Below are 24,320 nucleotides of genomic sequence, written 5' to 3'. Positions count from 1 at the left end.
CCCTGGCGACGGGGCTGCCTGATCTGTGTGAAGAGGTGGGTTATGCACGCGCAATCAAAAATACAACAACACAATGCCGGCGGCAGCTTGCGCTTCAACGGGATCGGCAAGACCTTTCCCGGGGTGAAGGCGCTGGATGGCATCAGCTTCGTCGCCCACCCGGGGCAGGTTCATGCCTTGATGGGCGAGAACGGCGCCGGCAAATCGACCCTGCTGAAAATCCTCGGCGGGGCTTACACCCCCAGCAGCGGCGACCTGCAGATCGGCGAGCAAGTGATGGTCTTCAAGTCCACCGCCGACAGCATCGGCAGTGGCGTCGCCGTGATCCATCAAGAGTTGCACCTGGTCCCTGAAATGACCGTGGCAGAGAACCTGTTCCTCGGTCATCTGCCGGCCAGTTTCGGCTTGATCAATCGCGGTGCGTTGCGGCAACAGGCATTGGCCTGTCTCAAAGGCCTGGCCGATGAAATCGATCCGCAAGAGAAAGTAGGGCGCCTGTCCCTCGGTCAGCGGCAACTGGTGGAAATCGCCAAGGCCTTGTCCCGTGGTGCGCATGTGATCGCGTTTGACGAACCGACCAGCAGCCTGTCAGCGCGTGAAATCGATCGGTTGATGGCGATCATCGGTCGCCTGCGCGACGAAGGCAAAGTGGTGCTTTACGTCTCCCATCGCATGGAAGAAGTGTTCCGCATCTGCAACGCGGTGACGGTGTTCAAGGATGGCCGCTTCGTGCGCACGTTCGAAGACATGAGCGAACTGACTCACGATCAGTTGGTGACCTGCATGGTCGGTCGCGACATTCAGGACATCTACGATTACCGCCACCGTCAGCGTGGCGCGGTGGCGCTCAAGGTCGACGGTTTGCTGGGGCCGGGTTTGCGTGAGCCGGTGAGTTTCGAGGTGCACAAAGGCGAGATTCTCGGGCTGTTCGGTTTGGTCGGCGCCGGTCGCACCGAGCTGTTCCGTATGCTCAGTGGCCTTGAACGCAACACCGCCGGACGCCTGGAATTGCGCGGTCATGAACTGAAGCTGCGTTCACCCCGCGATGCGATTGCCGCCGGGATTCTGCTGTGCCCCGAGGACCGCAAGAAAGAGGGGATCCTGCCGCTCGCCAGCGTCGCCGAAAACATCAACATCAGCGCCCGCGGCGCCCACTCCACCTTCGGTTGCCTGTTGCGCGGCCTGTGGGAGAAGGACAACGCCGACAAGCAGATCAAGGCGCTGAAAGTGAAGACGCCCAACGCGGCGCAGAAAATCATGTACCTGTCCGGCGGCAATCAGCAGAAGGCCATTCTCGGCCGCTGGCTGTCGATGCCGATGAAAGTGCTGCTGCTCGACGAACCGACTCGCGGCATCGACATCGGCGCCAAAGCCGAGATCTACCAGATCATCCACAACCTGGCCGCCAGCGGCATCGCGGTGATCGTGGTCTCCAGCGACCTGATGGAAGTGATGGGTATTTCCGACCGCATCCTGGTGCTCTGCGAAGGCGCAATGCGCGGCGAGTTGTCCCGCGCAGAGGCCAATGAATCCAACCTGCTGCAACTGGCTTTGCCGCGCCAACGCGCTGACGGCGTGGCGAACTGAGAGGTGACTATGACAATCCAAAACAACGCTTTGCCCACCCAACGCAAACCTCTGGACCTGCGGCGCTTTCTCGATGACTGGGTGATGCTGCTGGCGGCTGTCGGGATCTTCGTGCTCTGCACTTTGCTGATCGATAACTTCCTCTCGCCACTGAACATGCGCGGCCTGGGCCTGGCGATTTCGACGACGGGGATTGCCGCGTGCACCATGTTGTATTGCCTGGCGTCCGGGCATTTCGATTTGTCGGTGGGTTCGGTGATTGCCTGCGCCGGCGTGGTTGCCGCGGTGGTGATGCGCGATACCGACAGCGTGTTTCTCGGTGTGGCTGCGGCGCTGTTCATGGGGCTGATCGTCGGGTTGATCAACGGCATCGTGATCGCCAAGCTGCGGGTCAATGCGTTGATTACCACGCTGGCGACCATGCAGATCGTTCGCGGCCTGGCTTACATCTTCGCCAACGGTAAAGCGGTGGGCGTGTCGCAAGAGCAGTTCTTCGTCTTCGGTAACGGCCAGTTGTTGGGTGTGCCGGTGCCGATCCTGATCACCATCGTCTGCTTCCTGTTTTTCGGCTGGCTGCTGAATTACACCACCTACGGTCGCAACACCATGGCCATCGGCGGCAACCAGGAAGCGGCGTTGCTGGCCGGGGTGAACGTTGACCGGACCAAGATCATTATCTTTGCCGTGCACGGGTTGATCGGGGCGCTGGCCGGGGTGATCCTGGCGTCGCGCATGACGTCCGGCCAGCCGATGATTGGCCAGGGTTTTGAGCTGACGGTGATCTCGGCGTGTGTGTTGGGCGGGGTGTCATTGAGCGGGGGGATCGGCATGATCCGGCATGTGATTGCCGGGGTGCTGATTCTGGCGATCATCGAGAATGCGATGAACCTGAAGAATATCGATACCTTCTACCAGTACGTGATTCGCGGTTCGATCTTGCTACTGGCCGTGGTGATCGACCGCCTCAAACAACGCTAACCCCCCGCTAACTGATCGTTCCCACGCTCCGCGTGGGAATGCCTCAATGGACGCTCCGCGTCCGCTTCGGCAGGACGCGGAGCGTCCCGGGCTGCATTCCCACGCGGAGCGTGGGAACGATCATGTGTAATTCCTTCCGTCATTTCCCCTAAATATTCCTTGCTCGCCCCAGCCCGTTTCGGGTATCTCTTTGTACATGATTAGACAGGTACGATTTGACAAGAAACAACGGGTGGTCGACGAACTCATCCGGCGCATCGAAAGCGGCCTCATGGAGGACGGTTTTCTGTTGCCGGGCGAGCATCAATTGGCTCAAGAATTCAAAGTCAGCCGCGGCACGCTGCGCGAAGCCCTGGCTGAGTTGAAACGGCGCAACTACATCGCGACGCAAAGCGGGGTGGGCTCCATCGTCACCTTCGACGGCGTGGTGCTCGATCAACGCAGCGGCTGGGCCCAGGCCCTGGCCGACAGCGGGGCGCTGATCAATACCGAAGTGCTGCGGCTGGAGGCGGTCACCCGTCCTGACCTGTTGCCGCGTTTCGGCACCGACCAATTCATCACCCTCGACCGTCGCCGTCGTTCCAACGAAGGCAAGCTGGTCTCCCTTGAACGCTCATTGATGCCCGCCACCGGAGGCCTGGAAAGCCTGCCGCGGGTCGGCCTTATCGACAACTCCCTGACCATCACCCTGGCCGCCTACGGCTATATCGGCGAGCGCGGCGATCAATGGATCGGCGCCGAACCGTTGAACGCCGAAGACGCCGAACTGCTCGGTCGTCCGGAGGGCACGGTGTTCCTCAAGGCGTTGCGCACCACCTACGACCGGAAAAACCGCTTCATGGAACAGGTCGAAAGCTTGCTCGACCCGGTGCATTTTCGCTTGCACCTGCAGTTTGGAGAGTCAAAGTGACCGCGCTCAATCGTGCATTGGGCGCGTTCTATGGACTGGCCCTGGGCGATGCGCTGGGCATGCCGACCCAATCCCTGAGCCGTGCCGAGATCAAGGTGCGCTTCGGCGAAATCACTGGCCTGGAAGACGCAGGCCCCGATCAACCGATCGCCGCCAACATGCTCAAAGGCTCGATCACCGATGACACCGAACAGGCGATTCTGGTCGGCCAACTGCTGGTTGAGGGAGAGGGCCGGATCGAACCGGCGCTGCTCGCCCAACGGCTGATCGAATGGGAAGCGGCGATGCAGGCCAAGGGCTCGCAAGACTTGCTCGGCCCTTCGACCAAACGTGCCATCGAGATGATCCTCGCCGGCCACTCGCCGGAAGAAGCGGGACGCTACGGCACCACCAATGGCGCGGCGATGCGCATCACGCCGGTGGGGATTGCGGCGGATGTCGCCAACCCTGAGCGTTTCATCAACGCTGTCGTGCAGGCTTGCCAGGTCACCCACAACACCACGCTGGGCATTTCCAGTGCGGCGGCGGTGGCGGCGGTGGTCTCGGCCGGTATCAACGGCATGGACCTGGGCGAGGCGTTGAACCTCGGCCAGCAAATCGCTCTACAAGCTGAAGGCCACGGTAACTGGGTGGCGGGCGGACGCATCGCCTCGCGCATCAGCTGGGCGCGGACCATCAGTGTCGACAGCGACAAGGCATTGCTGGCGGATTTGATGTACGACGTGATCGGCACTTCGGTGGCTTCACAGGAGTCGGTGGTGGTCTCGTTTGCCCTGGCCCAGCAAGTGGCCATTGGTGAAATGAATGCGTTCGAAGCGCTGTGCATGGCCGCGAGCCTGGGCGGCGACACGGACACCATCGCGGCGATTCTCGGCGCCATGCTTGGGGCCTGCCTGGGTCTTGAGAGTTGGCCGGCGGCGATGATCGACAAGGTCAAAGCTGTCAATGACTTGGAGCTGGAACCGTTGGTGCAGGGGCTCTTGGCCTTGCGTTGACAGCACTGGCGCCATCGCGAGCAGGCTCGCTCCCACAGGGATAGTGCAAACCTTGAGGTACACGCCGTACCTGTGGGAGTGAGCCTGCTCGCGATGAGCGCGCCGCCTGCTTGATTTGATAACCCGCAACGGAAAGCACAAACACGGCCAGGACCGCCGAAATGTTATGTCGTCTTCCGCAATTGCCCACAACCACAACAAAGGCAACAGGAGCATTTCACATGAGTTCATCGAACACCGGGCAAAGTGCCGGGCAACTGGAAACCCGAGGCATCGAGCCGGTGCCGGAAGCGGAGTGCAACGGTCATCCACTGCAGCTGTTCTGGGTCTGGTTTGCGGCCAACATCTCCATCCTCGGCCTGCCGCTGGGTGCGACCCTTGTAGCCTTTCGCGGCTTGGCGATCTGGCAGGCGATCATCGTCGCTGTCCTCGGCGCCGCCGGTTCCTTCGCAGTGGTCGGGATCATCTCCATTGCCGGTCGCCGTGGTCGCGCCCCGAGCCTGACGTTGTCGCGAGCGATTTTCGGTGTACGCGGCAACATCGGCCCGACCCTGGTCTCGCTGATGTCGCGTCTGGGCTGGGAAACCGTCAACACCACCACCGCCGCGTTCGTGTTGCTGTCGCTGTGCTCGATCCTGTTCGGCTCGCCGGTGGAAGCCAAAAGCGCACCCGTGCTGACATTGATCTTCATTGCGATTTTCGTGCTGCTGACCCTGTCGGTGTCGGGCCTCGGCCACGCCACCTTGCTGGTGATCCAGAAGTGGGCAACCTACGTGTTCGGTGCGCTGAACATTCTGGTCGGCGGTTTCCTCTGCGCCACCATCGACTGGAGCGCGGTGTTCAACGCCACACCGGCACCGTTGAGCGCGATGATCATCGGCGTCGGCACCATGGCCGCTGGCACCGGGATTGGTTGGGCCAACGCCGGTGCCGACATGTCGCGCTACCAGCACCGCAGCGTCAAAGCCGTGCGCCTGGTGGCGTCGGCGGCGTTCGGTGCGGGGATTCCCCTGGTGCTGCTGATCACCCTCGGCGGCCTGTTGTCAGTGGGCAACAATGACCTGGCCTCGGCCACCGACCCGATCATCGCGATCCGCGACATGCTGCCGACCTGGATGGCCGTGCCGTACCTGATCACCGCGTTCGGCGGGTTGCTGCTGTCGAACAACCTGTCGGTGTACTCCGCCGGTTTGACCACGCTGACCCTTGGCCTGAAGGTCAAACGTGTTTACGCGGTGGTCGTCGATATCGTTGCGATTTTTGCCGGTTCAATCTATTTCATGCTGATCGCCGACAGTTTCTACGGCCCGTTCATTACTTTCATTTCACTGCTGGCGGTGCCGATCACCGCGTGGGTCGGGATCTTCGTCGTTGACCTGATCCATCGTCATTACTACAGCCCCAAAGACCTGCTGGACGTCAGCCCGAGCAGCGCTTACTGGTACAGCGGCGGTGTCGAGTGGCGCGCCTTTGGTGCGTGGGCGCTGGCAATCGTGCTGGGCTTCAGTTTCACCACCATAGGCACGACCGAACAAACCGTGTGGTTCCGCGGCTTCCTGTCCGACTCCTGGCTGGGTCATAACGGCCTCGGCTGGATCGTGACGTTCCTGGTGGCCGGTGGTATTTACTGTGTACTCGGCGGCGCCAAGGATCGCCGCGCCGCGTTGGTTGAGAACGCTCATGCCTAGATTGCTGCACACCGGCCAGGTCATGATCGACCTGGTCATGGCCGTGGATAAACTGCCGCATTCGGGCGGCGACGTGCTGGCGCACTCCGCCAGTTTCGAGGCTGGCGGCGGATTCAATGTGATGGCTGCCGCCCAGCGCAATGGTTTGCCGGTGGTTTACCTCGGCCGCCACGGCACCGGGCGTTTCGGTGATCTTGCCCGTGAAGCGATGAAGGCTGAAGGCATACGGATTGGCATCATTCACCGTGCCGAACGGGATACGGGATTGTGCGTCGCGCTGACCGAAGCGTCGGCCGAGCGCAGTTTCATTTCCTATATCGGTGCCGAAGGTGAGCTGACGGCCGAGGATCTGGCCAGCGTGCCAGCCGAGGCGGGTGACTATGTCTACGTCAGCGGTTACAGCCTGCTGCATGGCGGCAAAGCCCAGGCGCTGGTGGATTGGGTGCTGGATTTGCCGCGAGGAATCAACGTGGTGTTCGATCCGGGTCCGCTGGTGGATTCGCCGGATGAGCCGTTGATGCAAGCCTTGCTGGCGCGCATCGATCTGTGGACCAGCAACAGTGTCGAAGCGCTGAAGTTTACCGGTGCGGCGGACATTGCCGAAGCCTTGAACCGGTTGGCCGATCATCTGCCGGCCAACGTGTTGATAGTGGTGCGTGACGGCCCGCAGGGGTGCTGGATCAGCCAGCGTGGAGACTGCCAGCACGTGCCGGGATTCAAGGTCGAGGCGGTGGACAGCAATGGCGCGGGGGATGCGCATGCCGGGGTATTTGTGGCCGGGTTGGCGCGAGGGTTGGTACCGTTTGAAGCTGCACGGCGGGCTAATGCGGCGGCGGCATTGGCGGTGACTCGATGGGGGCCGGCGACTTCGCCGGGGTCGGCTGAGGTGGACGATTTAATCCGCAAGACCTTTGGCGCCTGATCTATCGCCTTCGCGAGCAAGCCCGCTCCCACATTGGATCTGTGTCGTACACAAAACCAATGTGGGAGCGGGCTTGCTCGCGAAGGCGGCATCCAATTCAACACAAATCCCGACCTTACCCAGCCTTGCGCAACGCCTCGATCAACTCCTGCTTGCGCATGCTAGACCGTCCCGGAATCTTCTTCGCCCGGGCTTCTTTCATCAAACTGTCGACGGTCTGGGTTTCGCGCGAAGCCTTGCTGTTACGCGAATGACCTTCACGGCTGGCCACCGCACGACGAGCTGATTCCTGGCGATCTTGCGACTTGGCACTCGCCGGTTTCTTGCGTCCGGACCCACCTTTGCGCTCACCGCCGCCCGACTGTTTGTTCACGGTCGCCCAGGCCCGGGCTTCGGCTTCTTCTTTCGAGACACCCTTGTGCTCGTAGCTCTCTTCGATGTGTTCGGCCTTGCGTTTCTGCTCGGCGGTGTACCTGTCTTTGCTTCCACGAGGCATGGGATTTCTCCTCTTGCTTGTAGAGTCTCTCAAACGGTCACAGCCGCGCACGACTGCGACCTGATTCGTCTTGTCAAACGTCCAGCTTGCGCGCCGCCTCAACGCCTGCGGCACTGAGTTTGATCGGCAAGTTCAACGAGTGCTCACCGGCCTCGTTGCAGGTCACATGACCCTGCTGGATCAACCCACGATCCTGCAGCGTGGCGAGGGTGCTGGCCACGATTCTCTCCCCCCGGTAATTGTCCAGGACCTCTTTGCCCAAACCGCTTGGATGGGCATGCAGCAGACGGGTCAGGACTTCTTTCTCAAGGTTGTTATCGACGTTCATGGTTACCTCTTCATGGATGTGGATAGGTCCATTTAATTAGACTCCTTATCTGAATTGGTCCGCCCCCGATTTGGATTGGTGCCTGATGAACGACGAACGGTCTAGGCCTGCTGCAACACTTTGCGGGTAACGGCTCGGAGCCAGGCCAGCCGGCCGACGCTGATCAGCCAATTCAGTACAGCAACCGCCAACACCGTGAGCAACAGCGTCGCCATCCCCTGTTCCACGATGATTTTCCCGGCCAGCAACGGAAAGCCAAACACGCCGATAAAGTAGGACAGGCTGAACAGCAGCAAGGATTGCGCGGTGGTGCCGTTCGGCGTCTCGTTGGCCGCCAGGCCGTTGATCACCGAATAGGTCAGCCCGTAACCGACCCCGAGCATCACCGCCGCCAACACGTAGCTGAACCCGTCGTCGACGACAAACCCGAACATCAGGATCGAACCCATCATCAAGCCCGACAGCAGGCAGGACGCCCGGAACGGGTCGCGCTTGACCACGAAACCGGCGATCAGCATGCGGCTGCTGATCGCAGCGCTCATGAAGCCGAGGAAGAACAGTGAATAGTCGAGTGAACGCGCCGCCGCGTAGCTGGTTTGAAAACTCGACAGACCGCCGAAAACGCAACCGCCAAGCCCGACCATGATGATCGGAAACACTGCTCTGGACGACAGCACTTGCGCCGCTGCCCGCCAGGAAATTCGCGACACCGCTGCCGAGTGGGCCGGCGCTTTTTTCAGCTGCGAATCCAACCGCCAGAACAGTAATACGCCGATCAGGCTGGCCAGCGCCGCAAGGTAAAACGCTGTGGTGACCGGATAACCGAGTGCACTGGCGGCGCGGCCTAACAAGGGGCCGCTGCCGATCCCGGTCATCATGCTGCCCGACAACAGCGCAAAGTATTTCGCGCGTTGGGCAGGCGTTACCAGACTCGCCACGATGATCGGCCCGAGGGTGTAGAACACGCCCCAACCCAGCCCCAGCAATAGCCCGAAAAACAACTGCAGATTGCCGAAGCCTGGCGCCAGGGCAAAGCCCAGGCTGGCGGCCACCAGCAGAATGCCGAACAGCGCAATCGAGCGCGCCGCGCCGAGCAAATCGGACAAGTGCCCGGAGACGATCACCGCTGCAAACGTACTGAGCATCGCCGCCGAAATCACACTGCCGGCATCGTGCTCGTTGCCGCCGCGGGCACCGATCAACAGCGACAGCAAAAAGGTCGAGCCATAGGACAGCGACAGCAAATAGCTGGCGAGGCAAAACAGGCCGAACAACCTGCTTGAGACTTGGGGTGTTGCGCTAGGCATGACGCAGTTCCTTGACCCGATAGAAGAGAGCTTCATCTATCTATCACGCAAGGCGTCGATGTTAGGTCTGAGGTTATTGATTTCAGGGTTAGTGTTGGCCGGAGTAAGGCCTTCAGCAGACGCCGATTTCTTCCTTGAACAACACCATGAACCCCTTCAACCGCTCATGACGAATCCGCGCCAGAGTTTGGCCGGTGGTCGTCTGGAACCCATCCGCCAGGTGCAGCAGTTTGGTCTGGAAATGGTCGAGGCAAAAACGTTTGTCATCGTATTCCCGGTCCTTCGCCTCGGGATCCTCTGGGTCGTACAAAGCGCTACCCATACGTCCGGCGATGTAAAAGGTCCGCGCCACACCGAGCATGCCGAGGGAATCGAGGCGGTCGGCGTCCTGCATGATTTTCGCTTCGAGCGTGGTTGGCGCGATGTTGGCGGAAAAACTGTGCGCTTCGATGGCATGGGCAACTGCGCTGATTTTTGCGCCAGGCCAGGCCATGTCCGCCAACCATTTCGATGCCTTTTTGGCGGCCAGCCGGGACGCCTGAGAACGCAGCGGCGAATTCTTCTCTACCGCCACGCAATCGTGCAAAAGCACGGCCGCGAGCAGCACCTCAAGATCGCCACCCTCTTCAGCATGAAGCGTACGCACGTTGTGCCAGACCCGCTGCAAGTGCGACAGGTCATGGGCACCGTCTTCCGACGGCTCCAGCGCGTGGGGCAGCAGTTGTGCAGCGAGAAGTTGCAGTGGCGCGAAAGCATCAGTGTTCATAAACATCCTGTTAAGTGAAAACGTCTTTTGCAGCTCTCCACATGCTCCATGGATCAGCTTTGAATTTCCAGTGTGACGAGCGCTGCTTGCCGACTTAGTATTGCGTTTTCAACTTTTGACGAAGGCACGTCCATGACGATCGAGATCCGCCCGGCGACCCCGAGCGATGCACCGCAAATCCTCGGGTTCATCACCGAACTGGCCGACTACGAACGTGCCCGCCACGAAGTCATCGCCAGCGTCGCCGACATCGAGCGCAGCCTGTTCAGCGAAGGCGCCACCGCTCACGGCCTGATTTGCCTGCGCGACGGCTTGCCGATTGGCTTCGCGGTGTTCTTCTTCAGCTATTCCACGTGGCTGGGCAGCAACTGCCTGTACCTCGAAGACCTCTACATCACCCCTGAACAGCGTGGCGGCGGCGCCGGTAAAACCTTGCTGCGCCACTTGGCGAAAATCGCCTGCGCCAATGACTGCGGTCGATTTGAGTGGAGCGTGCTCGACTGGAACAAACCGGCGATCGAGTTCTACAAATCGTTGGGTGCTCAGCCGCAGGAGGAGTGGGTTCGGTATCGGATGGATGGGGCGGTGTTGCGGGAGTTTGCCGAAGGCTAGATCGCAACCGACCTCCACCAAAGATCGCAGCTTCGGCAGCGCCTACATCTATCCGTAGGAGGCTGCCGAAGGCTGCGATCTTTTTTTGACTATGTCTCAATATATGGGATCAATATTTATATATTGAGATTTAGGCGCGTCCGGGTTTATAGTCCAGCTCACTCACTGCCAATAAACAAAACAGGTGAAGCGATGCTGGCGCAATTGATCGCGCTCGATTGGGGGACAACCTCATTACGTGCTTACAAACTCGCCGCGGGTGGCCAGGTGCTCGAACAGCGTTCGCTGTCGTCGGGGATCATGCAACTGCCCAGGACGCCGCGAATGATTGCGGGTCAGGAATGTGCCGACGGTTTTGAACTGGCCTTCGATGAGGCTTGCGGTGACTGGCTCGACGCGCAGCCCGATTTGCCGGTGATCGCTTGCGGCATGGTCGGCAGCGCACAAGGCTGGCGTGAAGCGGCCTACCGCGATACGCCGGCGAACGTCGCCAATCTCGGAATCTCCCTACAAACGGTTCGCAGTCTTCGCGGTGTCGATGTGCACATCGTGCCGGGCGTGATTCAGCGTTCGCGTTTGCCGAACGTGATGCGCGGCGAAGAAACTCAGGTGCTTGGCGTGCTGCACAATCTACCGGCCGAGGCGGGTAGTGATCTGTTGATCGGCCTGCCGGGCAGTCATTCGAAATGGGTGGAAGTGGCCGACGGCTGCATCGTGCATTTCGATACCTTCATGACCGGCGAAGTCTTCGCCGTGCTCAGCGAACACAGCATTCTGGGGCGCACCCAGCAAAAGGGCGCGTCCTTTGATGGCCACGCCTTTGATCGTGGTGTGCAGGTGGCGCTGTCGGCGGATGGCGAGATCGGGCCGTTGTCGACATTGTTCAGTGCCCGCAGCCTTGGGTTGACTGGCGAACTCGGCGCCACCGCTCAACCGGATTACTTGTCCGGCCTGTTGATCGGCCATGAATTGTCAGCGTTGGCGACTGTTCAGCGTCGCCGACGCAACAGCGTTCATCTGCCTTCGATCGTCCTCATCGGTAATGCCCAACTCTGTGCCCGCTACAGCCGGGCGCTCGAGGCCTGTGGTTTTACCCGGGTGACCCTGGCCGAGCAAGCCACCGAACGCGGCTTGTGGCAGTTGGCGGTTGCCGCCGGACTGATCACACCCAACCCATCCCGTTAAACCTGACTGGAGGTCTGACATGCTCAAGAAAGCATTGGCGCAAAACGGTCTGATCGCGATTTTGCGTGGCCTGCGCCCGCAAGAAGCGGCAGCCATCGGCGAAGTCCTTTACGCCGCCGGATTTCGCGTCATCGAAGTGCCGCTCAATTCCCCTGAGCCGTACGAAAGTATCCGCATCCTGCGCAGTACCTTGCCCGCCGATTGCCTGATCGGTGCCGGCACGGTGTTGACGCCGGAGCAGGTCGAGCAAGTGAAAGCGGCGGGCGGTCAGGTGATCGTCATGCCGCACAGCGATGCCAAGGTGTTGCGCGCAGCGAAAGCGGCGGGGTTGTTCCTGTCGCCGGGTGTGGCCACGCCGACTGAAGCCTTTGCGGCATTGGCCGAAGGGGCGGACGTGCTGAAGATGTTCCCGGCCGAGCAGATGGGCCCGGCAGTCGTCAAAGCCTGGCTCGCGGTGCTGCCAGCGGGAACGATTCTGGCGCCGGTCGGCGGGATCACGCCGGACAACATGCAGGTGTTTATCGACGCGGGCGTCAAAGGTTTCGGCCTCGGTTCCGGGTTGTTCAAACCGGGCATGACGCCAGAGGAAGTGGCGGTAAACGCCAAGGCCTACGTGGCTGCCTGGAAAGCCCTTCGCTAAGACTTTTTGGCGCTGCGAGCGCTGCATCTAATAAGAGAGGCAATAGATGAAAATCACCAAACTCACCACCTTCATCGTTCCGCCGCGTTGGTGCTTCCTCAAGGTCGAAACCGACGAGGGCGTAACCGGTTGGGGCGAACCCGTGGTCGAAGGCCGCGCCCACACTGTCGCCGCCGCCGTTGAAGAATTGTCCGACTACCTGATCGGCAAAGACCCACGCAACATCGAAGACATCTGGACCGTGCTCTACCGCGGCGGTTTCTACCGGGGCGGCGCAATCCACATGAGTGCGCTGGCCGGTATCGACCAGGCGTTGTGGGACATCAAGGGCAAGGCCTTGGGTGTGTCGGTCAGTGATCTGCTGGGCGGTCAGGTGCGGGACAAGATTCGCGTCTATTCGTGGATCGGCGGCGACCGCCCGGCGGACACCGCTCGTGCGGCGAAAGAGGCGGTCGAGCGTGGTTTTACTGCGGTGAAAATGAACGGCACCGAAGAACTGCAGTTCCTCGATTCCTTCGAGAAAGTCGACCTGGCCCTGGCCAACGTCGCCGCCGTGCGCGATGCGGTGGGCCCGAACGTCGGCATCGGCGTCGACTTCCATGGCCGGGTGCACAAGCCCATGGCCAAGGTGCTGATGAAGGAACTCGACCCGTACAAACTGATGTTTATCGAAGAGCCGGTGCTCAGCGAAAACTACGAAGCGCTGAAAGAATTGGCGCCGCTGACCAGCACCCCGATTGCCCTCGGCGAGCGGCTGTTCTCGCGCTGGGATTTCAAGCGTGTGCTCAGCGAAGGTTATGTCGACATCATTCAACCGGATGCGTCTCATGCCGGCGGCATCACCGAAACCCGCAAGATCGCCAACATGGCCGAAGCCTACGACGTGGCGCTGGCGCTGCATTGCCCGTTGGGCCCGATTGCACTGGCGGCGTGTTTGCAGCTGGATGCGGTTTGCTACAACGCGTTCATCCAGGAACAGAGCCTGGGCATTCATTACAACGAGAGCAATGACCTGTTGGATTACGTCAAGGATCCGCGGGTGTTCGACTACGACAAAGGCTTCGTGAAAATCCCCAATGGCCCGGGCCTGGGGATCGAGATCAACGAGGAATACGTCATCGAACGCGCGGCCGTCGGCCACCGCTGGCGCAACCCGATCTGGCGCCATGCCGATGGCAGTTTTGCCGAGTGGTGATGCCCTCTCGATGATCGTTCCCACGCTCCGCGTGGGAATGCAGCCAGGGACGCTCCGCGTCCCAAGAGCGGACGCAGAGCGTCCGGTGAGGCATTTCCACGCAGAGCGGGGGAACGATCACATCCAAGCTTTTCATCGACCTCAATAAACATAAGAAGAGGCATTCCTCATGCAACCGCAAACCCTCACCGGGCAGGCGTCGTTGGTGACGCCCAGTCGCAAGCGTTTTTTCATCATGGTGCTGCTGTTCATCACCGTGGTGATCAACTACCTGGACCGCAGCAACCTGTCCATCGCAGCCCCGGCACTCACCAGCGAACTGGGCATCGATCCGATCCACGTCGGGCTGATCTTCTCGGCATTCGGCTGGACCTACGCCGCCATGCAAATCCCCGGCGGCTGGCTGGTGGATCGGGTTCCACCGCGGATTCTTTACAGCGTCGCGCTGCTGCTATGGTCGATCGCCACAGTGATGCTCGGCTTCGCCGGCAGCTTCATCGCACTGTTCGTGTTGCGCATGGCAGTCGGTGCACTGGAAGCGCCGGCGTACCCAATCAACAGCCGCGTGGTCACTACCTGGTTTCCCGAGCGCGAACGCGCCACGGCCATTGGTTTCTATACCTCCGGGCAATTCGTCGGCCTAGCATTCCTGACGCCGGTATTGGCCTGGTTGCAGCATCAATATGGCTGGCACATGGTGTTCGTCAGCACCGGTGCGGTGGGCATTCTCTGGGCAGTGATCTGGTACGCGGTGTATCGCGAGCCGCGGGATTTCAAAGGGGCCAATGACGCCGAAATCGAGCTGATCCGCGAGGGCGGCGGGCTGGTGGATATCCAGGCTGAACAAGCCAAAGTCAAAGCCAAATTCAGCTGGATCGACCTCGGTATCGTGCTGACCAAGCGCAAGCTCTGGGGCATCTACCTCGGCCAGTTCTGCCTCAACTCGACGTTGTGGTTTTTTCTGACGTGGTTCCCGACCTACCTGGTGAAATATCGCGGCATGGACTTCATCAAGTCCGGCCTATTGGCGTCGCTGCCGTTTCTCGCCGCCTTCGTTGGTGTGCTCTGTTCCGGGTTCTTCTCCGACTGGCTGATCCGTCGCGGCTACACCGTGGGTTTCGCCCGCAAGTTGCCGATCATTGGCGGCCTGCTGATCTCCACCTCGATTATCGGCGCCAACTTCGTCGAGTCGACACCGCTGGTGATTGCCTTCCTCGCGTTGGCGTTCTTCGGTAACGGGCTGGCTTCGATCACCTGGTCGCTGGTTTCAACGCTGGCCCCGGCGCGATTGCTCGGGTTGACCGGTGGGGTGTTCAACTTCATCGGCAACCTGTCGGCGATTACCACGCCGATCGTCATCGGTTTCCTTGCTACCGGTGATTCGTTCGCCCCGGCGATTACCTATATCTCGGTTCTGGCGTTGATTGGTGCGCTTTCCTACATCTTGCTGGTCGGCAAAGTCGAGCGTATCAAGTTGTAGTTGCGGCATGCGGGCGACCATAATGCCGCCCGTTCACTCGCTCAACGGTAAAGGCTGGATATGCAGGAAGACGCCCCAAAAATCGCCAAGGACGCCGCCCCGACCGGCACCCAGACATTGCTTCGTGGATTGGGTGTGGTTCAGGCCGTGGCCAGCGGCGCCCGCGATCTCAAGGAGATCGCCCGGCTGATCGGCACCACGCGCAGCACCACTCATCGACTGGCCAGCTGCCTGGTGGACGAGCGATATCTGCGCGTGGTGCCGCAAGTTGGTTATCTGTTGGGACCAAAGTTGATCGAGCTGGGCTTCCAGGCGCGTGAAGAATTGCCGCTGGTCACATTGGCCGGGCCGTATCTGGATGAGTTGTCAGCGTTGACCGGCGACACCATTCACCTGGCGATTCGTGAAGGCGACGAAGTGCTGTACCTGCATAAGAATCCGGGGCGCAATGGCCCGGAAATGCGTTCGCGGGTCGGCCATCGCATGCCGTTGGCGCGCACCGGGATCGGCAAGGCGCTGATGCTCGACGACACGCAGGAAGAATGGCAGCGGCTGTACGAAGTCAGCTTGCCGGCGGGTGGGAAAAATCAGTTCTGGCCGCAACACCCGGAGCAGTCCTGGGAGCAGTTTCAGCAGCGCATGGTCGAGTATGTGGCGGGCGGTTACGCCTTCGATCTGGAAGATAACGAACCGTCGATCCGTTGTGTGGCGGCGCCGATTCGTGATGCCAGTAAACGCATCGTTGCTGGCATCAGCATCGCCAGCACTGTGCCTTATATGCCGCTGGAAAAAATGGCCGAGCTGATTCCCCTGATCAAAGGGGTAACGGCTCGGCTGTCGGCGGAGCTTGGTTTGAAGGTTTAAATCTTCAGTGTCGCCATGTCGATCACGAAGCGGTACTTCACGTCACCGGCAATCATGCGGGTGTAAGCCTCGTTGATTTGGCGGATGTCGAGCATTTCGATGTCGCAGGTAATGCCGTGTTCGGCGCAGAAATCCAGCACTTCCTGGGTTTCGGCGATGCCGCCGATCAGGGAGCCGGCCAATACGCGACGGCTCATCACCAGTTTGCCGGCGTGGACCGGTGGATCGACCGGCTCGATCAAGCCCACCAGAATGTGCACGCCGTCGAAACGCAACGTATCGAGGTAGGGATTGAGGTCGTGCTGCACCGGAATGGTGTCCAGCAGGAAGTCGAAATGTCCTGCGGCGGCTTTCATCTGTTCGGCATCGGTGGACACGATCACGTGGTCCGCACCCTGGCGACGACCTTCCTCAGCCTTGCTCGCCGAGCGGGTGAACAGCGTGACTTCGGCGCCCATCGCCTTGGCGAACTTGATGCCCATGTGGCCGAGGCCGCCCATGCCGAGAATCCCGACCTTGTCGCCCGCCTTCACGCCGTAGTGCTTGAGCGGCGAATAGGTGGTGATGCCGGCACACAGGATCGGCGCAGCGCTGGCCGGGTCGAGTTTTTCCGGGATGCGCACGACGAAATGTTCGCTGACCACGATGCTGTCGGAATAGCCGCCCATGGTGTTGCTGCCATCGACGCGGTCCGGCGTGGCATAGGTCATGGTCGGACCTTCAAGGCAGTATTGCTCGAGGTTCGACTGGCAGGCTTCGCAGTTGCGGCAGGAATCGACCATACAGCCGACGCCAACCAGATCGCCGACTTTATGTTGGGTGACGTTCACACCGACGGCGGTAACTTTGCCTACGATCTCGTGGCCGGGCATCAGTGGATAAACGGCAATGCCCCACTCGTTGCGTGCCTGATGGATGTCGGAATGGCAGACGCCGCAGTAGAGAATGTCGATCGCAACGTCGTCAGCTCGTGGGCTACGGCGCTCGAATTTCATGGGGGCGAGGGGAGTGGTGGCCGACTGGGCGGCGTATCCGATGGCGGTGTACATGATGAACCTCGCAAAAGCTGTGACGGGTGAGGTGGCGCATTTTGGGCGCCGCACCGGCCACCGGCCATGGCGATTCCTCCGGGTGTCATGCCTAATCCTCCGGCATCAGCCTTCGACGGGTCGCATTGGCCATCAGACCTGCGATGATGCTTTCATCCCTGTTTTCGCGACTTTTTTGTGAAGAGCTCTCATGTTGTTGACCCGTCATCTGGATGCCAATGCCACGCTGGTTTCGCTGATTCAGCCTTTGACCAATCGCGACGGTTTCGCCCCCACGGCGTTGCCGGGGGTGCAGGTTTTGCGCGCCAGTTGTGATGTGGCTCGTGGCCCGCAGATTTATGAGCCAAGCCTGGTCATCATCGCCCAGGGCAGCAAGTTGGCGTATCTGGGGCCGCGGACGCTGGAATACGGCGCCGGGCATTATTTGATTCAGGCATTGCCGGTACCTTTTGAGTGCGAAACGTTTTCGGCGCCAGATGGACCGATGCTGGGTGTTTCCATTGCCATTGACCGGGTGTTGCTCGGTGAGTTGGTCTTGGCCATGGGGCTGGCGCCGGGGCGTAGCATTGCGGCGCAAACGCCAGAGTCCATGACCTCGGCGGTACTCGACGATGCGATGCGTGGTTGTGTTGAACGACTGCTGCGTTGCCTGCACGATCCGCTGGAATGCCAGGTCATGGGGCAGGCGCGATTGCGCGAGTTGTTGTTCGTCGCCTTGCGCGGGCCGCAAGCCGATGTGCTGCGGGCGCTGGTCGAGCAGCAGGGGCAGTTCGCCCGGATCGCGGCGTCGCTCAGCCATCTGCATGCGCATTACACCGAACCGCTGAACGTCGAAACCCTGGCCAGTTGCGCGAACATGAGTGCGTCGACCTTTCACGAGCATTTCAAACGCAGCACATTGTTGTCGCCGGTGCAGTACTTGAAGCGTTTACGTTTGCTCAAGGCGCAGCAGTTGTTGCTATCCGAGGGGCTGGGTGTGGCGCAGGTGGCGCATCGGGTCGGGTATCAAAGTACGTCGCAGTTCAGTCGCGAGTACAAGCGCTACTTCGAGCGTAATCCGGGGGATGAGCGCGCGGCTTAAGTTGACGTTGATCCCCCCTGTAGGAGTGAGCCTGCTCGCCATTGCTGTGGGTCAGTCGACATCTTCTTTGGATGACTCACCGCAATCGCGAGCAGGCTCACTCCTACAGGGGGATTGTGGTGTGGGGTAAATGGCGGACAACAAAAAGGCCCCCATTTCGGGAGCCTTGATGTTCAGCGATTCGACTTACATGTTCGGGTAAGTCGGGCCGCCAGAGCCTTCCGGTGCGACCCAGGTGATGTTCTGTGCAGGGTCCTTGATGTCGCAGGTCTTGCAGTGAACACAGTTCTGGGCGTTGATCTGGAAGCGCTTCTCGCCGTCTTCCTTGGTCACCACTTCGTACACGCCGGCCGGGCAGTAACGCTGGGCAGGCTCATCGTAGAGCGGCAGGTTCTTGGCGATCGGGATGCTCGGATCGGTCAGCTTCAGGTGGCACGGCTGCTCTTCTTCATGGTTGGTACCCGAGATGAACACCGAACTGAGTTTGTCGAAGCTGATCTTGCCGTCCGGTTTCGGGTAGTCGATCTTCTTGCAGTCCGCCGCCAGCTTGAGGCAAGCGTAATCCGGCTTGGTGTCGTGCAAGGTGAACGGCAGTTTGCCGCCGAAGATGTTCTGGTCGAGCCAGTTGAAACCGCCGCCGACGATGGCGCCGAACTTGTGGATCGCCGGGCCGAAGTTGCGGCTGGCGAACAGTTCGTCGTAGAGCCAGCTCTTCTTGAATGCGTCGACGTAGGTGGTCAGCTCTTCGGTGCCGTCTTTTTCAGCAAACAGCGCTTCGGCCACGGATTCAGCGGCGAGCATGCCGGACTTCATCGCGGTGTGGCTGCCTTTGATCTTGGCGAAGTTCAGGGTGCCGAGGTCGCAACCAATCAGCGCGCCGCCCTTGAAGACCATTTTCGGCAGCGAGTTCAGGCCGCCTTTGCAGATGGCGCGAGCGCCGTAGCTGATGCGCTTGCCGCCTTCCAGGTACTGCTTGAGCACCGGGTGATGTTTGAGGCGCTGGAACTCGTCGAACGGCGACAGGAAGGTGTTGCTGTAGGAAAGATCGACGATCAGGCCGACTACAACCTGGTTGTTTTCCAGGTGATAGAGGAACGAGCCACCGGTGTTCTCGGTGCCCATGATGTCCAGCGGCCAACCGGCGGTGTGCACCACCAGGCCTGGTTGATGCTTGGCCGGATCGATTTCCCAGATTTCTTTCAGGCCGATGCCGTAGTGCTGGGCGTCGGCATCGCTGTCGAGATTGAAGCGCTTGATCAGTTGCTTGCCGATATGGCCGCGGCAACCTTCGGCGAACAGCGTGTACTTGCCACGCAGTTCCATGCCCGGGGTATACAGGCCTTCCTTCGGGTTGCCTTCGCGGTCAACGCCCAGATCGCCGGTGATAATCCCGCGAACCACGCCGTTCTCGTCGAACAGTGCTTCCTGGGCGGCGAAGCCTGGGTAGATTTCCACGCCCAGGTTCTCGGCCTGTTGGGCCAGCCAGCGGCACAGGTTGCCCAGGGAGATGATGTAGTTGCCTTCGTTGTGCATGGTCTTGGGCACAAAGAGGTCAGGAATCTTCTGCGCGCTGTCGGCGTTCTTGAGAACGAAGATGTCGTCGCGGGTGACTGGCGTATTCAGCGGGGCGCCGAGTTCTTTCCAGTCAGGGAACAATTCGTTCAGGGCGCGTGGTTCGAACACGGCGCCGGACAGGATGTGAGCACCGACTTCGGAGCCTTTTTCGACCACGCAGACGCTGATTTCCTTACCGGCTTCGGCGGCCTTCTGCTTCAAGCGGCAGGCGGCGGAAAGACCAGCGGGGCCGGCACCGACGATGACGACGTCGAATTCCATGTATTCGCGTTCCACAGGTTATCTCCTACTCAAGGCTCAACAGTTTTTTTTCTAATTGGAGGTTTGGTGTCGCATCCATGAATTCCTGCGCAATGCAGGAAGAGGACAATCGATGAGCCACCTTTCTCTCTAAGGTGGCGCATTATATCTACACCACTCCTAGCGTCCAATACAAACGTTTGTTTGAATCGGCTCAAAGCCAGAGAAATCAAAGTCACGCGGCTTATGACTGGCCATTTTGCCGTATTGACCGGAATAGGCGTTCCGGTCAAGATACGGTCGGTTTTGCGCTCGCCGTAGGCTGACTGTTGGTTTCAAGAGCACCTCTAAAGACAGGGCGATGGCAGTACAAGGTGATGCGCAGCGCAGGTTCCGGCGCGCAGTTTACACGCCACGATATTGAATGACTCGTCAGTCACCACTGACGAACGGTCATCTTCATCGTGAGCGCTTGTCACTTGACACCTTTGCCAGCGTTTTTAGAGGTGCCCTTGCGCCGCTGAGCATCAAACCGCCAGGTTCGCCTAGGCGACTTTCTTTTCACCGGAGAGTAACGAGGAATCCATGAAGGTTCTTGTAGCTGTCAAACGCGTTGTGGATTACAACGTCAAGGTTCGCGTCAAGGCGGACAATTCCGGCGTCGACCTCGCCAACGTCAAGATGTCGATGAACCCGTTCTGCGAAATCGCAGTGGAAGAAGCCGTACGCCTGAAAGAGAAAGGTGTTGCGACTGAAATCGTCGTCGTCTCCATCGGCCCGTCCACCGCTCAAGAGCAACTGCGCACCGCGCTGGCTCTGGGTGCCGACCGTGCCATCCTCGTCGAATCCGCTGAAGACCTGACTTCGCTGGCTGTTGCCAAGCTGCTCAAGGCTGTTGTCGACAAGGAACAGCCTCAGCTGGTGATCCTTGGCAAACAGGCCATCGACAGCGACAACAACCAGACCGGCCAGATGCTCGCGGCATTGAGCGGCTACGGTCAGGGCACGTTCGCCTCCAAAGTCGAAATCAGCGGCGACAGCGTTGCCGTGACTCGTGAAGTCGACGGCGGCGCGCAGACGGTTTCCCTGAAACTGCCGGCCATCGTCACCACCGACCTGCGTTTGAACGAGCCGCGCTACGCGTCCCTGCCAAACATCATGAAAGCCAAGAAGAAGCCTCTCGAAGTGCTGACTCCGGACGCTTTGGGCGTTTCCACCGCCTCCACCAACAAGACCGTGAAAGTCGAAGCGCCAGCTGCACGCAGCGCGGGTATCAAGGTCAAGTCGGTGGCTGAACTGGTCGAGAAACTGAAAAACGAAGCGAAGGTAATCTAAATGACTATCTTGGTTATTGCTGAACACGACAACAAAGTGCTGGCCCCGGCCACGCTGAACACCGTCGCTGCCGCCGTTAAAATCGGTGGTGACATCCACGTTCTGGTTGCAGGTCAGGGCGCTGGCGCCGTGGCTGAAGCAGCGGCGAAAATCGCTGGTGTGAGCAAAGTCCTGTCAGCTGACAATGCCGCTTACGCGCATCAGCTGCCGGAAAACGTCGCGCCGCTGGTGGCCGAGTTGGGTAAGAGCTACAGCCACATCCTGGCTGCCGCTACTTCCAACGGCAAAAACATCCTGCCGCGCGTTGCCGCTGCACTGGACGTTGACCAGATCTCCGAGATCATCTCGGTCGAAAGCGCTGACACATTCAAGCGTCCGATCTACGCCGGTAACGCCATCGCCACCGTTCAATCGAACGCTGCGGTCAAAGTGATCACCGTGCGTGCTACCGGTTTCGACCCGGTTGCTGCTGAAGGTGGATCTGCTTCGGTTGAAGCCGTTGCAGCTGCTCACGATGCGGGTATTTCCAGCTTCGTCGGCGAAGAATTGGCCAAGTCCGATCGTCCGGAACTGACCGCTGCCAAGATCGTCGTTTCCGGCGGCCGCGGCATGCAGAACGGCGACAACTTCAAACATCTGTACGCCCTGGCCGACAAGCTGGGCGCTGCCGTCGGTGCTTCCCGCGCCGCCGTCGACGCAGGTTTCGTACCCAACGACATGCAGGTCGGTCAGACCGGCAAGATCGTTGCTCCACAGCTGTACATCGCCGTCGGTATCTCCGGCGCGATCCAGCACCTGGCCGGCATGAAAGACTCCAAAGTGATCGTTGCGATCAACAAGGACGAAGAAGCGCCGATCTTCCAGGTGGCCGATTACGGCCTGGTGGCAGACCTGTTCGAAGCAATCCCTGAGTTCGAGAAGCTGGTCTAATCCAGCGGCCTGACTTATAAAGAGCCCGACCTTTTGGTCGGGCTTTTTTTTGTTCCGGATTTGAGTGGGAGAATGTTGCCATGGATCTGCGCCGCGTTTACGGCTGGTCATTGCTGCTGGGCCTGATGGTGTTGCCGGCGTTGTCCGTCGCCGCGGGCAAGTGCGAGCGCCTGGTGGTGACCGGCAGCCCGGACGCGCCACCGTACCTGTGGCAGGACCCGCAAAACCCCAAGCACCTGATCGGCGCCAGTGCTGATCTGTTGCAGCAAGTGGCGGGGGAGTTGGGGATCAAGGTCGAACTGCTTTACGCCGGCAAACGCGCACAGGCTCTGGATGAAGTGCGCAGTGGGCGAATGGACATGCTGGCGGATGCGTCATTGACGGTCAGCGAACTGGACACTCTGGATTACATTCATCCTCCATTACTGGAAAACGATTACCTGGTCTGGACCCGCAAAGACTCGACGCTGGTCTACAACGAAGCGCAGGACCTTCACGGTCATCCCGGCGCATTGTCGGAAAAGTCTCGTATGACACCGGCATTTGGCGTGTTCGCCGAGCAGCAATTGACCCTCGCACGTACGCCTAACCTCACCCAGGCCTTTCAGAAATTGCTGCTGGGTGAGGTGGAATTTGTCCTCGCCGGACGCTACTCGGGCTTGACGGCTGCGCAGACACTTAATCTGGCCAACGACCTGATCGCCCGTCCACAACCGATCGACAAACCCGGCCTGTTCCTCGCGGTTTCCCACAACTCCGCCTGCAACGATCCGTGGTTGCGCGGACAGCTGGCGAAAAAGATGACAGAATTGCCCGCGTCCGGACTGACGGAAGCCGTGCTGCAACGCAACATCGAGCGCTGGAAGGCGCAGCTCTCACAGCCGCAGCAACCACCTGTCAGTACCCCAAAACAGTAGGGATTTTTAGTGAGTATCCGACCTTTTTTCGCTGCCCTGGCCGTTCTGGCTCTGGCGGGTTGTGCAGCCGATCCGGCGCCGAATGAACAAATGCGCCTGACCGAACGGGCACTAGAGCAGGCCAAGGCCGTGGGCGCCACCGCCGCCGACGTGCCGGAAATGAAACTGGCCGAAGACAAGTTCAACCGCGCCAAGGGCAGCATGAACGACCAATCCTTCAAGAACGCGCGCATGCGGGCCGAGCAAGCCGAGCTGGACGCGCGTCTGGCCGAAGCCCGGGTTCTGACCCTCAAGAGCGAGGAACAGTTGAACGTGCTCAACACCCGCATCACTCGCCTGCGCAAGCAACTGGGAGATGCCCAATGAGCCTCAAGACCAAAGCCTTGGGCGGTTTGATCCTGGCAGGCTGCGCCAGCCTCTACGGTTGTGCCGGTCAGCACAGCGAGGCCGCATTGCAGCAGGCCAGTACTGACTTCCAGAAGGTCAAGGAAGATTCCAACGTGCTGCGAATCGCGCCCAAGGAAGTGATTCGCGCCGGTGAGTCGCTAGCCCGTGCCGATCGTCTGTCCAGCTATTGGGGCAGCGGATCGGACGTGCTGCATTACGCTTACCTAAGTGAACGCTATAGCGAAATCGCGCGCGAACACACCAATCAGGTGCTCAACGAAGAACGTGCGGCGAAGCTTGAACTGGAGCGTCAGCGTCTGCAGCTGGCCCTGCGCGAATCCAAACTGCTCAGCGTGCAACAGCAGGGCAAATGGCTCGAAGAACAGATTGTCGCGCTGGCGACCACCCAGACCGATCGCGGCCTGGTGATGACCTTGGGCGACGTGCTGTTCGACACGGGCGAAGCGGAGTTGAAAAACTCGGCTAACCGCGTGGTGTTGAAGATCGTGCAGTTCCTGCAGCTCAACCCCAAGCGCGTAGTGCGCATCGAAGGTTATGCCGACAGCACCGGCGGCAAGCAGGAAAATCTCAAGCTGTCCCGTGACCGTGCGCAATCGGTGGCAGACGTGCTGATGGATTTGGGTATCGACGATAAACGCATTCAGGTCGAAGGTTACGGTGATGAATATCCAGTCGACGTGAACGCCTCCGAGCGGGGACGTGCACAGAACCGTCGGGTGGAAATTGTGTTCTCTGACGAAAAAGGCCAGCTCGGCGCTGCCCGTTAAGGGCTGCGTCACTGGAAAACCCGGCCTGCCCGTCAGCGCCGGGTTTTTTTACGCCTGCCGGTCAA

The 24,320-nt window shown here is 60.1% G+C and carries 24 protein-coding genes; 18 read left to right on the top strand and 6 right to left on the bottom strand.

Going from position 1 to position 24,320, the window contains the following annotated elements; genetic code table 11:
• Positions 1-42: 42 nt before the first annotated feature.
• The 6 genes from araG (at position 43) to PFAS1_RS03475 (ending at position 7,080) form a co-directional block, all read left to right on the top strand.
• Positions 43-1,587 carry an L-arabinose ABC transporter ATP-binding protein AraG gene (araG, locus tag PFAS1_RS03500; protein WP_076028214.1) on the top strand — a complete coding sequence of 515 codons (1,545 nt, stop codon included), beginning with the start codon at positions 43-45 and terminating at the stop codon, positions 1,585-1,587.
• 9 nt (positions 1,588-1,596) lie between these two features.
• Entirely contained in the window at positions 1,597-2,565 is a 969-nt protein-coding gene (gene araH, locus PFAS1_RS03495; RefSeq protein ID WP_076028213.1) for an L-arabinose ABC transporter permease AraH, read from the top strand.
• A 196-nt stretch (positions 2,566-2,761) separates the two neighbouring features.
• A complete protein-coding gene (locus PFAS1_RS03490) occupies positions 2,762-3,475 on the top strand; it encodes a GntR family transcriptional regulator (protein WP_074878956.1) in 714 nt (237 codons plus the stop codon).
• Complete coding sequence (locus tag PFAS1_RS03485) at positions 3,472-4,470, top strand: ADP-ribosylglycohydrolase family protein (protein ID WP_076028212.1); 999 nt, start codon at positions 3,472-3,474, stop codon at positions 4,468-4,470. The genes PFAS1_RS03490 and PFAS1_RS03485 overlap by 4 nt, the downstream gene beginning before the upstream one ends.
• Positions 4,471-4,691: 221 nt before the next feature.
• The gene (locus tag PFAS1_RS03480; RefSeq protein ID WP_076028211.1) at positions 4,692-6,158 is read left to right on the top strand and encodes a purine-cytosine permease family protein; all 1,467 of its coding nucleotides are present in this window, start codon (positions 4,692-4,694) and stop codon (positions 6,156-6,158) included.
• Positions 6,151-7,080 (top strand): PfkB family carbohydrate kinase, encoded by a 930-nt coding sequence (locus tag PFAS1_RS03475; RefSeq protein WP_076028210.1) that lies wholly within the window; start codon positions 6,151-6,153, stop codon positions 7,078-7,080. The genes PFAS1_RS03480 and PFAS1_RS03475 overlap by 8 nt, the downstream gene beginning before the upstream one ends.
• Before the next feature lie 115 nt (positions 7,081-7,195).
• On the opposite strand, the gene PFAS1_RS03470 is transcribed toward PFAS1_RS03475, so the two are convergent.
• The 4 genes from PFAS1_RS03470 to PFAS1_RS03455 form a co-directional block, all read right to left on the bottom strand.
• Complete coding sequence (locus PFAS1_RS03470) at positions 7,196-7,576, bottom strand: Rho termination factor N-terminal domain-containing protein (RefSeq protein ID WP_076028209.1); 381 nt, start codon at positions 7,574-7,576, stop codon at positions 7,196-7,198.
• Between the two features lie 73 nt (positions 7,577-7,649).
• Positions 7,650-7,904 carry a hypothetical protein gene (locus tag PFAS1_RS03465; RefSeq protein ID WP_076028208.1) on the bottom strand — a complete coding sequence of 85 codons (255 nt, stop codon included), beginning with the start codon at positions 7,902-7,904 and terminating at the stop codon, positions 7,650-7,652.
• Positions 7,905-8,005: 101 nt separating this feature from the next.
• Positions 8,006-9,211 (bottom strand): MFS transporter, encoded by a 1,206-nt coding sequence (locus tag PFAS1_RS03460; RefSeq protein WP_076028207.1) that lies wholly within the window; start codon positions 9,209-9,211, stop codon positions 8,006-8,008.
• A 112-nt stretch (positions 9,212-9,323) separates the two neighbouring features.
• Complete coding sequence (locus tag PFAS1_RS03455) at positions 9,324-9,977, bottom strand: HD domain-containing protein (RefSeq protein WP_076028206.1); 654 nt, start codon at positions 9,975-9,977, stop codon at positions 9,324-9,326.
• Between the two features lie 132 nt (positions 9,978-10,109).
• Here PFAS1_RS03455 and PFAS1_RS03450 point away from each other — a divergent pair, with 132 nt between their 5' ends.
• The 6 genes from PFAS1_RS03450 (at position 10,110) to PFAS1_RS03425 (ending at position 15,953) form a co-directional block, all read left to right on the top strand.
• Positions 10,110-10,589, top strand: coding sequence for a GNAT family N-acetyltransferase (locus tag PFAS1_RS03450; RefSeq protein ID WP_007945701.1), 480 nt, complete (start codon positions 10,110-10,112; stop codon positions 10,587-10,589).
• A gap of 192 nt (positions 10,590-10,781) precedes the next feature.
• The gene (locus PFAS1_RS03445; protein WP_076028205.1) at positions 10,782-11,774 is read left to right on the top strand and encodes a 2-dehydro-3-deoxygalactonokinase; all 993 of its coding nucleotides are present in this window, start codon (positions 10,782-10,784) and stop codon (positions 11,772-11,774) included.
• 19 nt (positions 11,775-11,793) lie between these two features.
• Positions 11,794-12,414 carry a 2-dehydro-3-deoxy-6-phosphogalactonate aldolase gene (locus PFAS1_RS03440; protein WP_076028204.1) on the top strand — a complete coding sequence of 207 codons (621 nt, stop codon included), beginning with the start codon at positions 11,794-11,796 and terminating at the stop codon, positions 12,412-12,414.
• 46 nt (positions 12,415-12,460) lie between these two features.
• Positions 12,461-13,609, top strand: coding sequence for a galactonate dehydratase (dgoD, locus tag PFAS1_RS03435; RefSeq protein ID WP_008152275.1), 1,149 nt, complete (start codon positions 12,461-12,463; stop codon positions 13,607-13,609).
• A 169-nt stretch (positions 13,610-13,778) separates the two neighbouring features.
• A complete protein-coding gene (locus PFAS1_RS03430; protein WP_074878934.1) occupies positions 13,779-15,089 on the top strand; it encodes an MFS transporter in 1,311 nt (436 codons plus the stop codon).
• Between the two features lie 60 nt (positions 15,090-15,149).
• Positions 15,150-15,953, top strand: a complete 804-nt coding sequence (locus tag PFAS1_RS03425) for an IclR family transcriptional regulator (protein WP_076028203.1) — start codon at positions 15,150-15,152, stop codon at positions 15,951-15,953.
• Here PFAS1_RS03425 and PFAS1_RS03420 read toward each other — a convergent pair.
• Positions 15,950-17,002, bottom strand: coding sequence for an NAD(P)-dependent alcohol dehydrogenase (locus PFAS1_RS03420; RefSeq protein WP_076028202.1), 1,053 nt, complete (start codon positions 17,000-17,002; stop codon positions 15,950-15,952). The genes PFAS1_RS03425 and PFAS1_RS03420 overlap by 4 nt on opposite strands.
• Before the next feature lie 190 nt (positions 17,003-17,192).
• Here PFAS1_RS03420 and PFAS1_RS03415 point away from each other — a divergent pair, with 190 nt between their 5' ends.
• Positions 17,193-18,083, top strand: coding sequence for an AraC family transcriptional regulator (locus tag PFAS1_RS03415; protein WP_076028201.1), 891 nt, complete (start codon positions 17,193-17,195; stop codon positions 18,081-18,083).
• A gap of 186 nt (positions 18,084-18,269) precedes the next feature.
• Here the strand turns inward: PFAS1_RS03415 and PFAS1_RS03410 are convergent, their stop codons facing one another.
• On the bottom strand, positions 18,270-19,934 hold the full coding sequence (locus tag PFAS1_RS03410) for an electron transfer flavoprotein-ubiquinone oxidoreductase (RefSeq protein ID WP_076028200.1): 1,665 nt from the start codon (positions 19,932-19,934) through the stop codon (positions 18,270-18,272).
• A 549-nt stretch (positions 19,935-20,483) separates the two neighbouring features.
• On the opposite strand from PFAS1_RS03410, the gene PFAS1_RS03405 reads away from it, so the two are divergent.
• The 5 genes from PFAS1_RS03405 to PFAS1_RS03385 all read left to right on the top strand — a co-directional run bounded on the left by PFAS1_RS03405 (position 20,484) and on the right by PFAS1_RS03385 (position 24,255).
• Positions 20,484-21,233, top strand: a complete 750-nt coding sequence (locus PFAS1_RS03405) for an electron transfer flavoprotein subunit beta/FixA family protein (protein ID WP_024164570.1) — start codon at positions 20,484-20,486, stop codon at positions 21,231-21,233.
• A complete protein-coding gene (locus PFAS1_RS03400; RefSeq protein WP_074878922.1) occupies positions 21,234-22,163 on the top strand; it encodes an electron transfer flavoprotein subunit alpha/FixB family protein in 930 nt (309 codons plus the stop codon).
• An 80-nt stretch (positions 22,164-22,243) separates the two neighbouring features.
• Positions 22,244-23,080 (top strand): substrate-binding periplasmic protein, encoded by an 837-nt coding sequence (locus PFAS1_RS03395; RefSeq protein ID WP_076028199.1) that lies wholly within the window; start codon positions 22,244-22,246, stop codon positions 23,078-23,080.
• A gap of 9 nt (positions 23,081-23,089) precedes the next feature.
• Positions 23,090-23,446, top strand: coding sequence for a DUF4398 domain-containing protein (locus PFAS1_RS03390; protein ID WP_076028198.1), 357 nt, complete (start codon positions 23,090-23,092; stop codon positions 23,444-23,446).
• Positions 23,443-24,255 (top strand): OmpA family protein, encoded by an 813-nt coding sequence (locus PFAS1_RS03385; RefSeq protein WP_076028197.1) that lies wholly within the window; start codon positions 23,443-23,445, stop codon positions 24,253-24,255. The genes PFAS1_RS03390 and PFAS1_RS03385 overlap by 4 nt, the downstream gene beginning before the upstream one ends.
• The last annotated feature ends 65 nt before the right edge of the window (positions 24,256-24,320 follow it).

This window comes from Pseudomonas frederiksbergensis (assembly GCF_001952935.1).
Lineage (GTDB): Bacteria > Pseudomonadota > Gammaproteobacteria > Pseudomonadales > Pseudomonadaceae > Aquipseudomonas > Aquipseudomonas frederiksbergensis.
This window is presented reverse-complemented; position numbering and strand designations above follow the sequence as displayed.

Excerpts from the sequence above, each read along its gene's own strand:
- dgoD (WP_008152275.1), top strand. The coding sequence starts at position 12,461 with ATGAAAATCACCAAACTCACCACCTTCATCGTTCCGCCGCGTTGGTGC.
- araG (WP_076028214.1), top strand. The coding sequence starts at position 43 with ATGCACGCGCAATCAAAAATACAACAACACAATGCCGGCGGCAGCTTG.
- PFAS1_RS03405 (WP_024164570.1), top strand. The coding sequence starts at position 20,484 with ATGAAGGTTCTTGTAGCTGTCAAACGCGTTGTGGATTACAACGTCAAG.
- PFAS1_RS03420 (WP_076028202.1), bottom strand. The coding sequence starts at position 17,002 with ATGTACACCGCCATCGGATACGCCGCCCAGTCGGCCACCACTCCCCTC.
- PFAS1_RS03425 (WP_076028203.1), top strand. The coding sequence starts at position 15,150 with ATGCAGGAAGACGCCCCAAAAATCGCCAAGGACGCCGCCCCGACCGGC.
- PFAS1_RS03475 (WP_076028210.1), top strand. The coding sequence starts at position 6,151 with ATGCCTAGATTGCTGCACACCGGCCAGGTCATGATCGACCTGGTCATG.
- araH (WP_076028213.1), top strand. The coding sequence starts at position 1,597 with ATGACAATCCAAAACAACGCTTTGCCCACCCAACGCAAACCTCTGGAC.
- PFAS1_RS03465 (WP_076028208.1), bottom strand. The coding sequence starts at position 7,904 with ATGAACGTCGATAACAACCTTGAGAAAGAAGTCCTGACCCGTCTGCTG.
- PFAS1_RS03460 (WP_076028207.1), bottom strand. The coding sequence starts at position 9,211 with ATGCCTAGCGCAACACCCCAAGTCTCAAGCAGGTTGTTCGGCCTGTTT.
- PFAS1_RS03385 (WP_076028197.1), top strand. The coding sequence starts at position 23,443 with ATGAGCCTCAAGACCAAAGCCTTGGGCGGTTTGATCCTGGCAGGCTGC.
- PFAS1_RS03430 (WP_074878934.1), top strand. The coding sequence starts at position 13,779 with ATGCAACCGCAAACCCTCACCGGGCAGGCGTCGTTGGTGACGCCCAGT.
- PFAS1_RS03450 (WP_007945701.1), top strand. The coding sequence starts at position 10,110 with ATGACGATCGAGATCCGCCCGGCGACCCCGAGCGATGCACCGCAAATC.
- PFAS1_RS03445 (WP_076028205.1), top strand. The coding sequence starts at position 10,782 with ATGCTGGCGCAATTGATCGCGCTCGATTGGGGGACAACCTCATTACGT.
- PFAS1_RS03440 (WP_076028204.1), top strand. The coding sequence starts at position 11,794 with ATGCTCAAGAAAGCATTGGCGCAAAACGGTCTGATCGCGATTTTGCGT.
- PFAS1_RS03400 (WP_074878922.1), top strand. The coding sequence starts at position 21,234 with ATGACTATCTTGGTTATTGCTGAACACGACAACAAAGTGCTGGCCCCG.
- PFAS1_RS03455 (WP_076028206.1), bottom strand. The coding sequence starts at position 9,977 with ATGAACACTGATGCTTTCGCGCCACTGCAACTTCTCGCTGCACAACTG.
- PFAS1_RS03490 (WP_074878956.1), top strand. The coding sequence starts at position 2,762 with ATGATTAGACAGGTACGATTTGACAAGAAACAACGGGTGGTCGACGAA.
- PFAS1_RS03470 (WP_076028209.1), bottom strand. The coding sequence starts at position 7,576 with ATGCCTCGTGGAAGCAAAGACAGGTACACCGCCGAGCAGAAACGCAAG.
- PFAS1_RS03395 (WP_076028199.1), top strand. The coding sequence starts at position 22,244 with ATGGATCTGCGCCGCGTTTACGGCTGGTCATTGCTGCTGGGCCTGATG.
- PFAS1_RS03480 (WP_076028211.1), top strand. The coding sequence starts at position 4,692 with ATGAGTTCATCGAACACCGGGCAAAGTGCCGGGCAACTGGAAACCCGA.
- PFAS1_RS03415 (WP_076028201.1), top strand. The coding sequence starts at position 17,193 with ATGTTGTTGACCCGTCATCTGGATGCCAATGCCACGCTGGTTTCGCTG.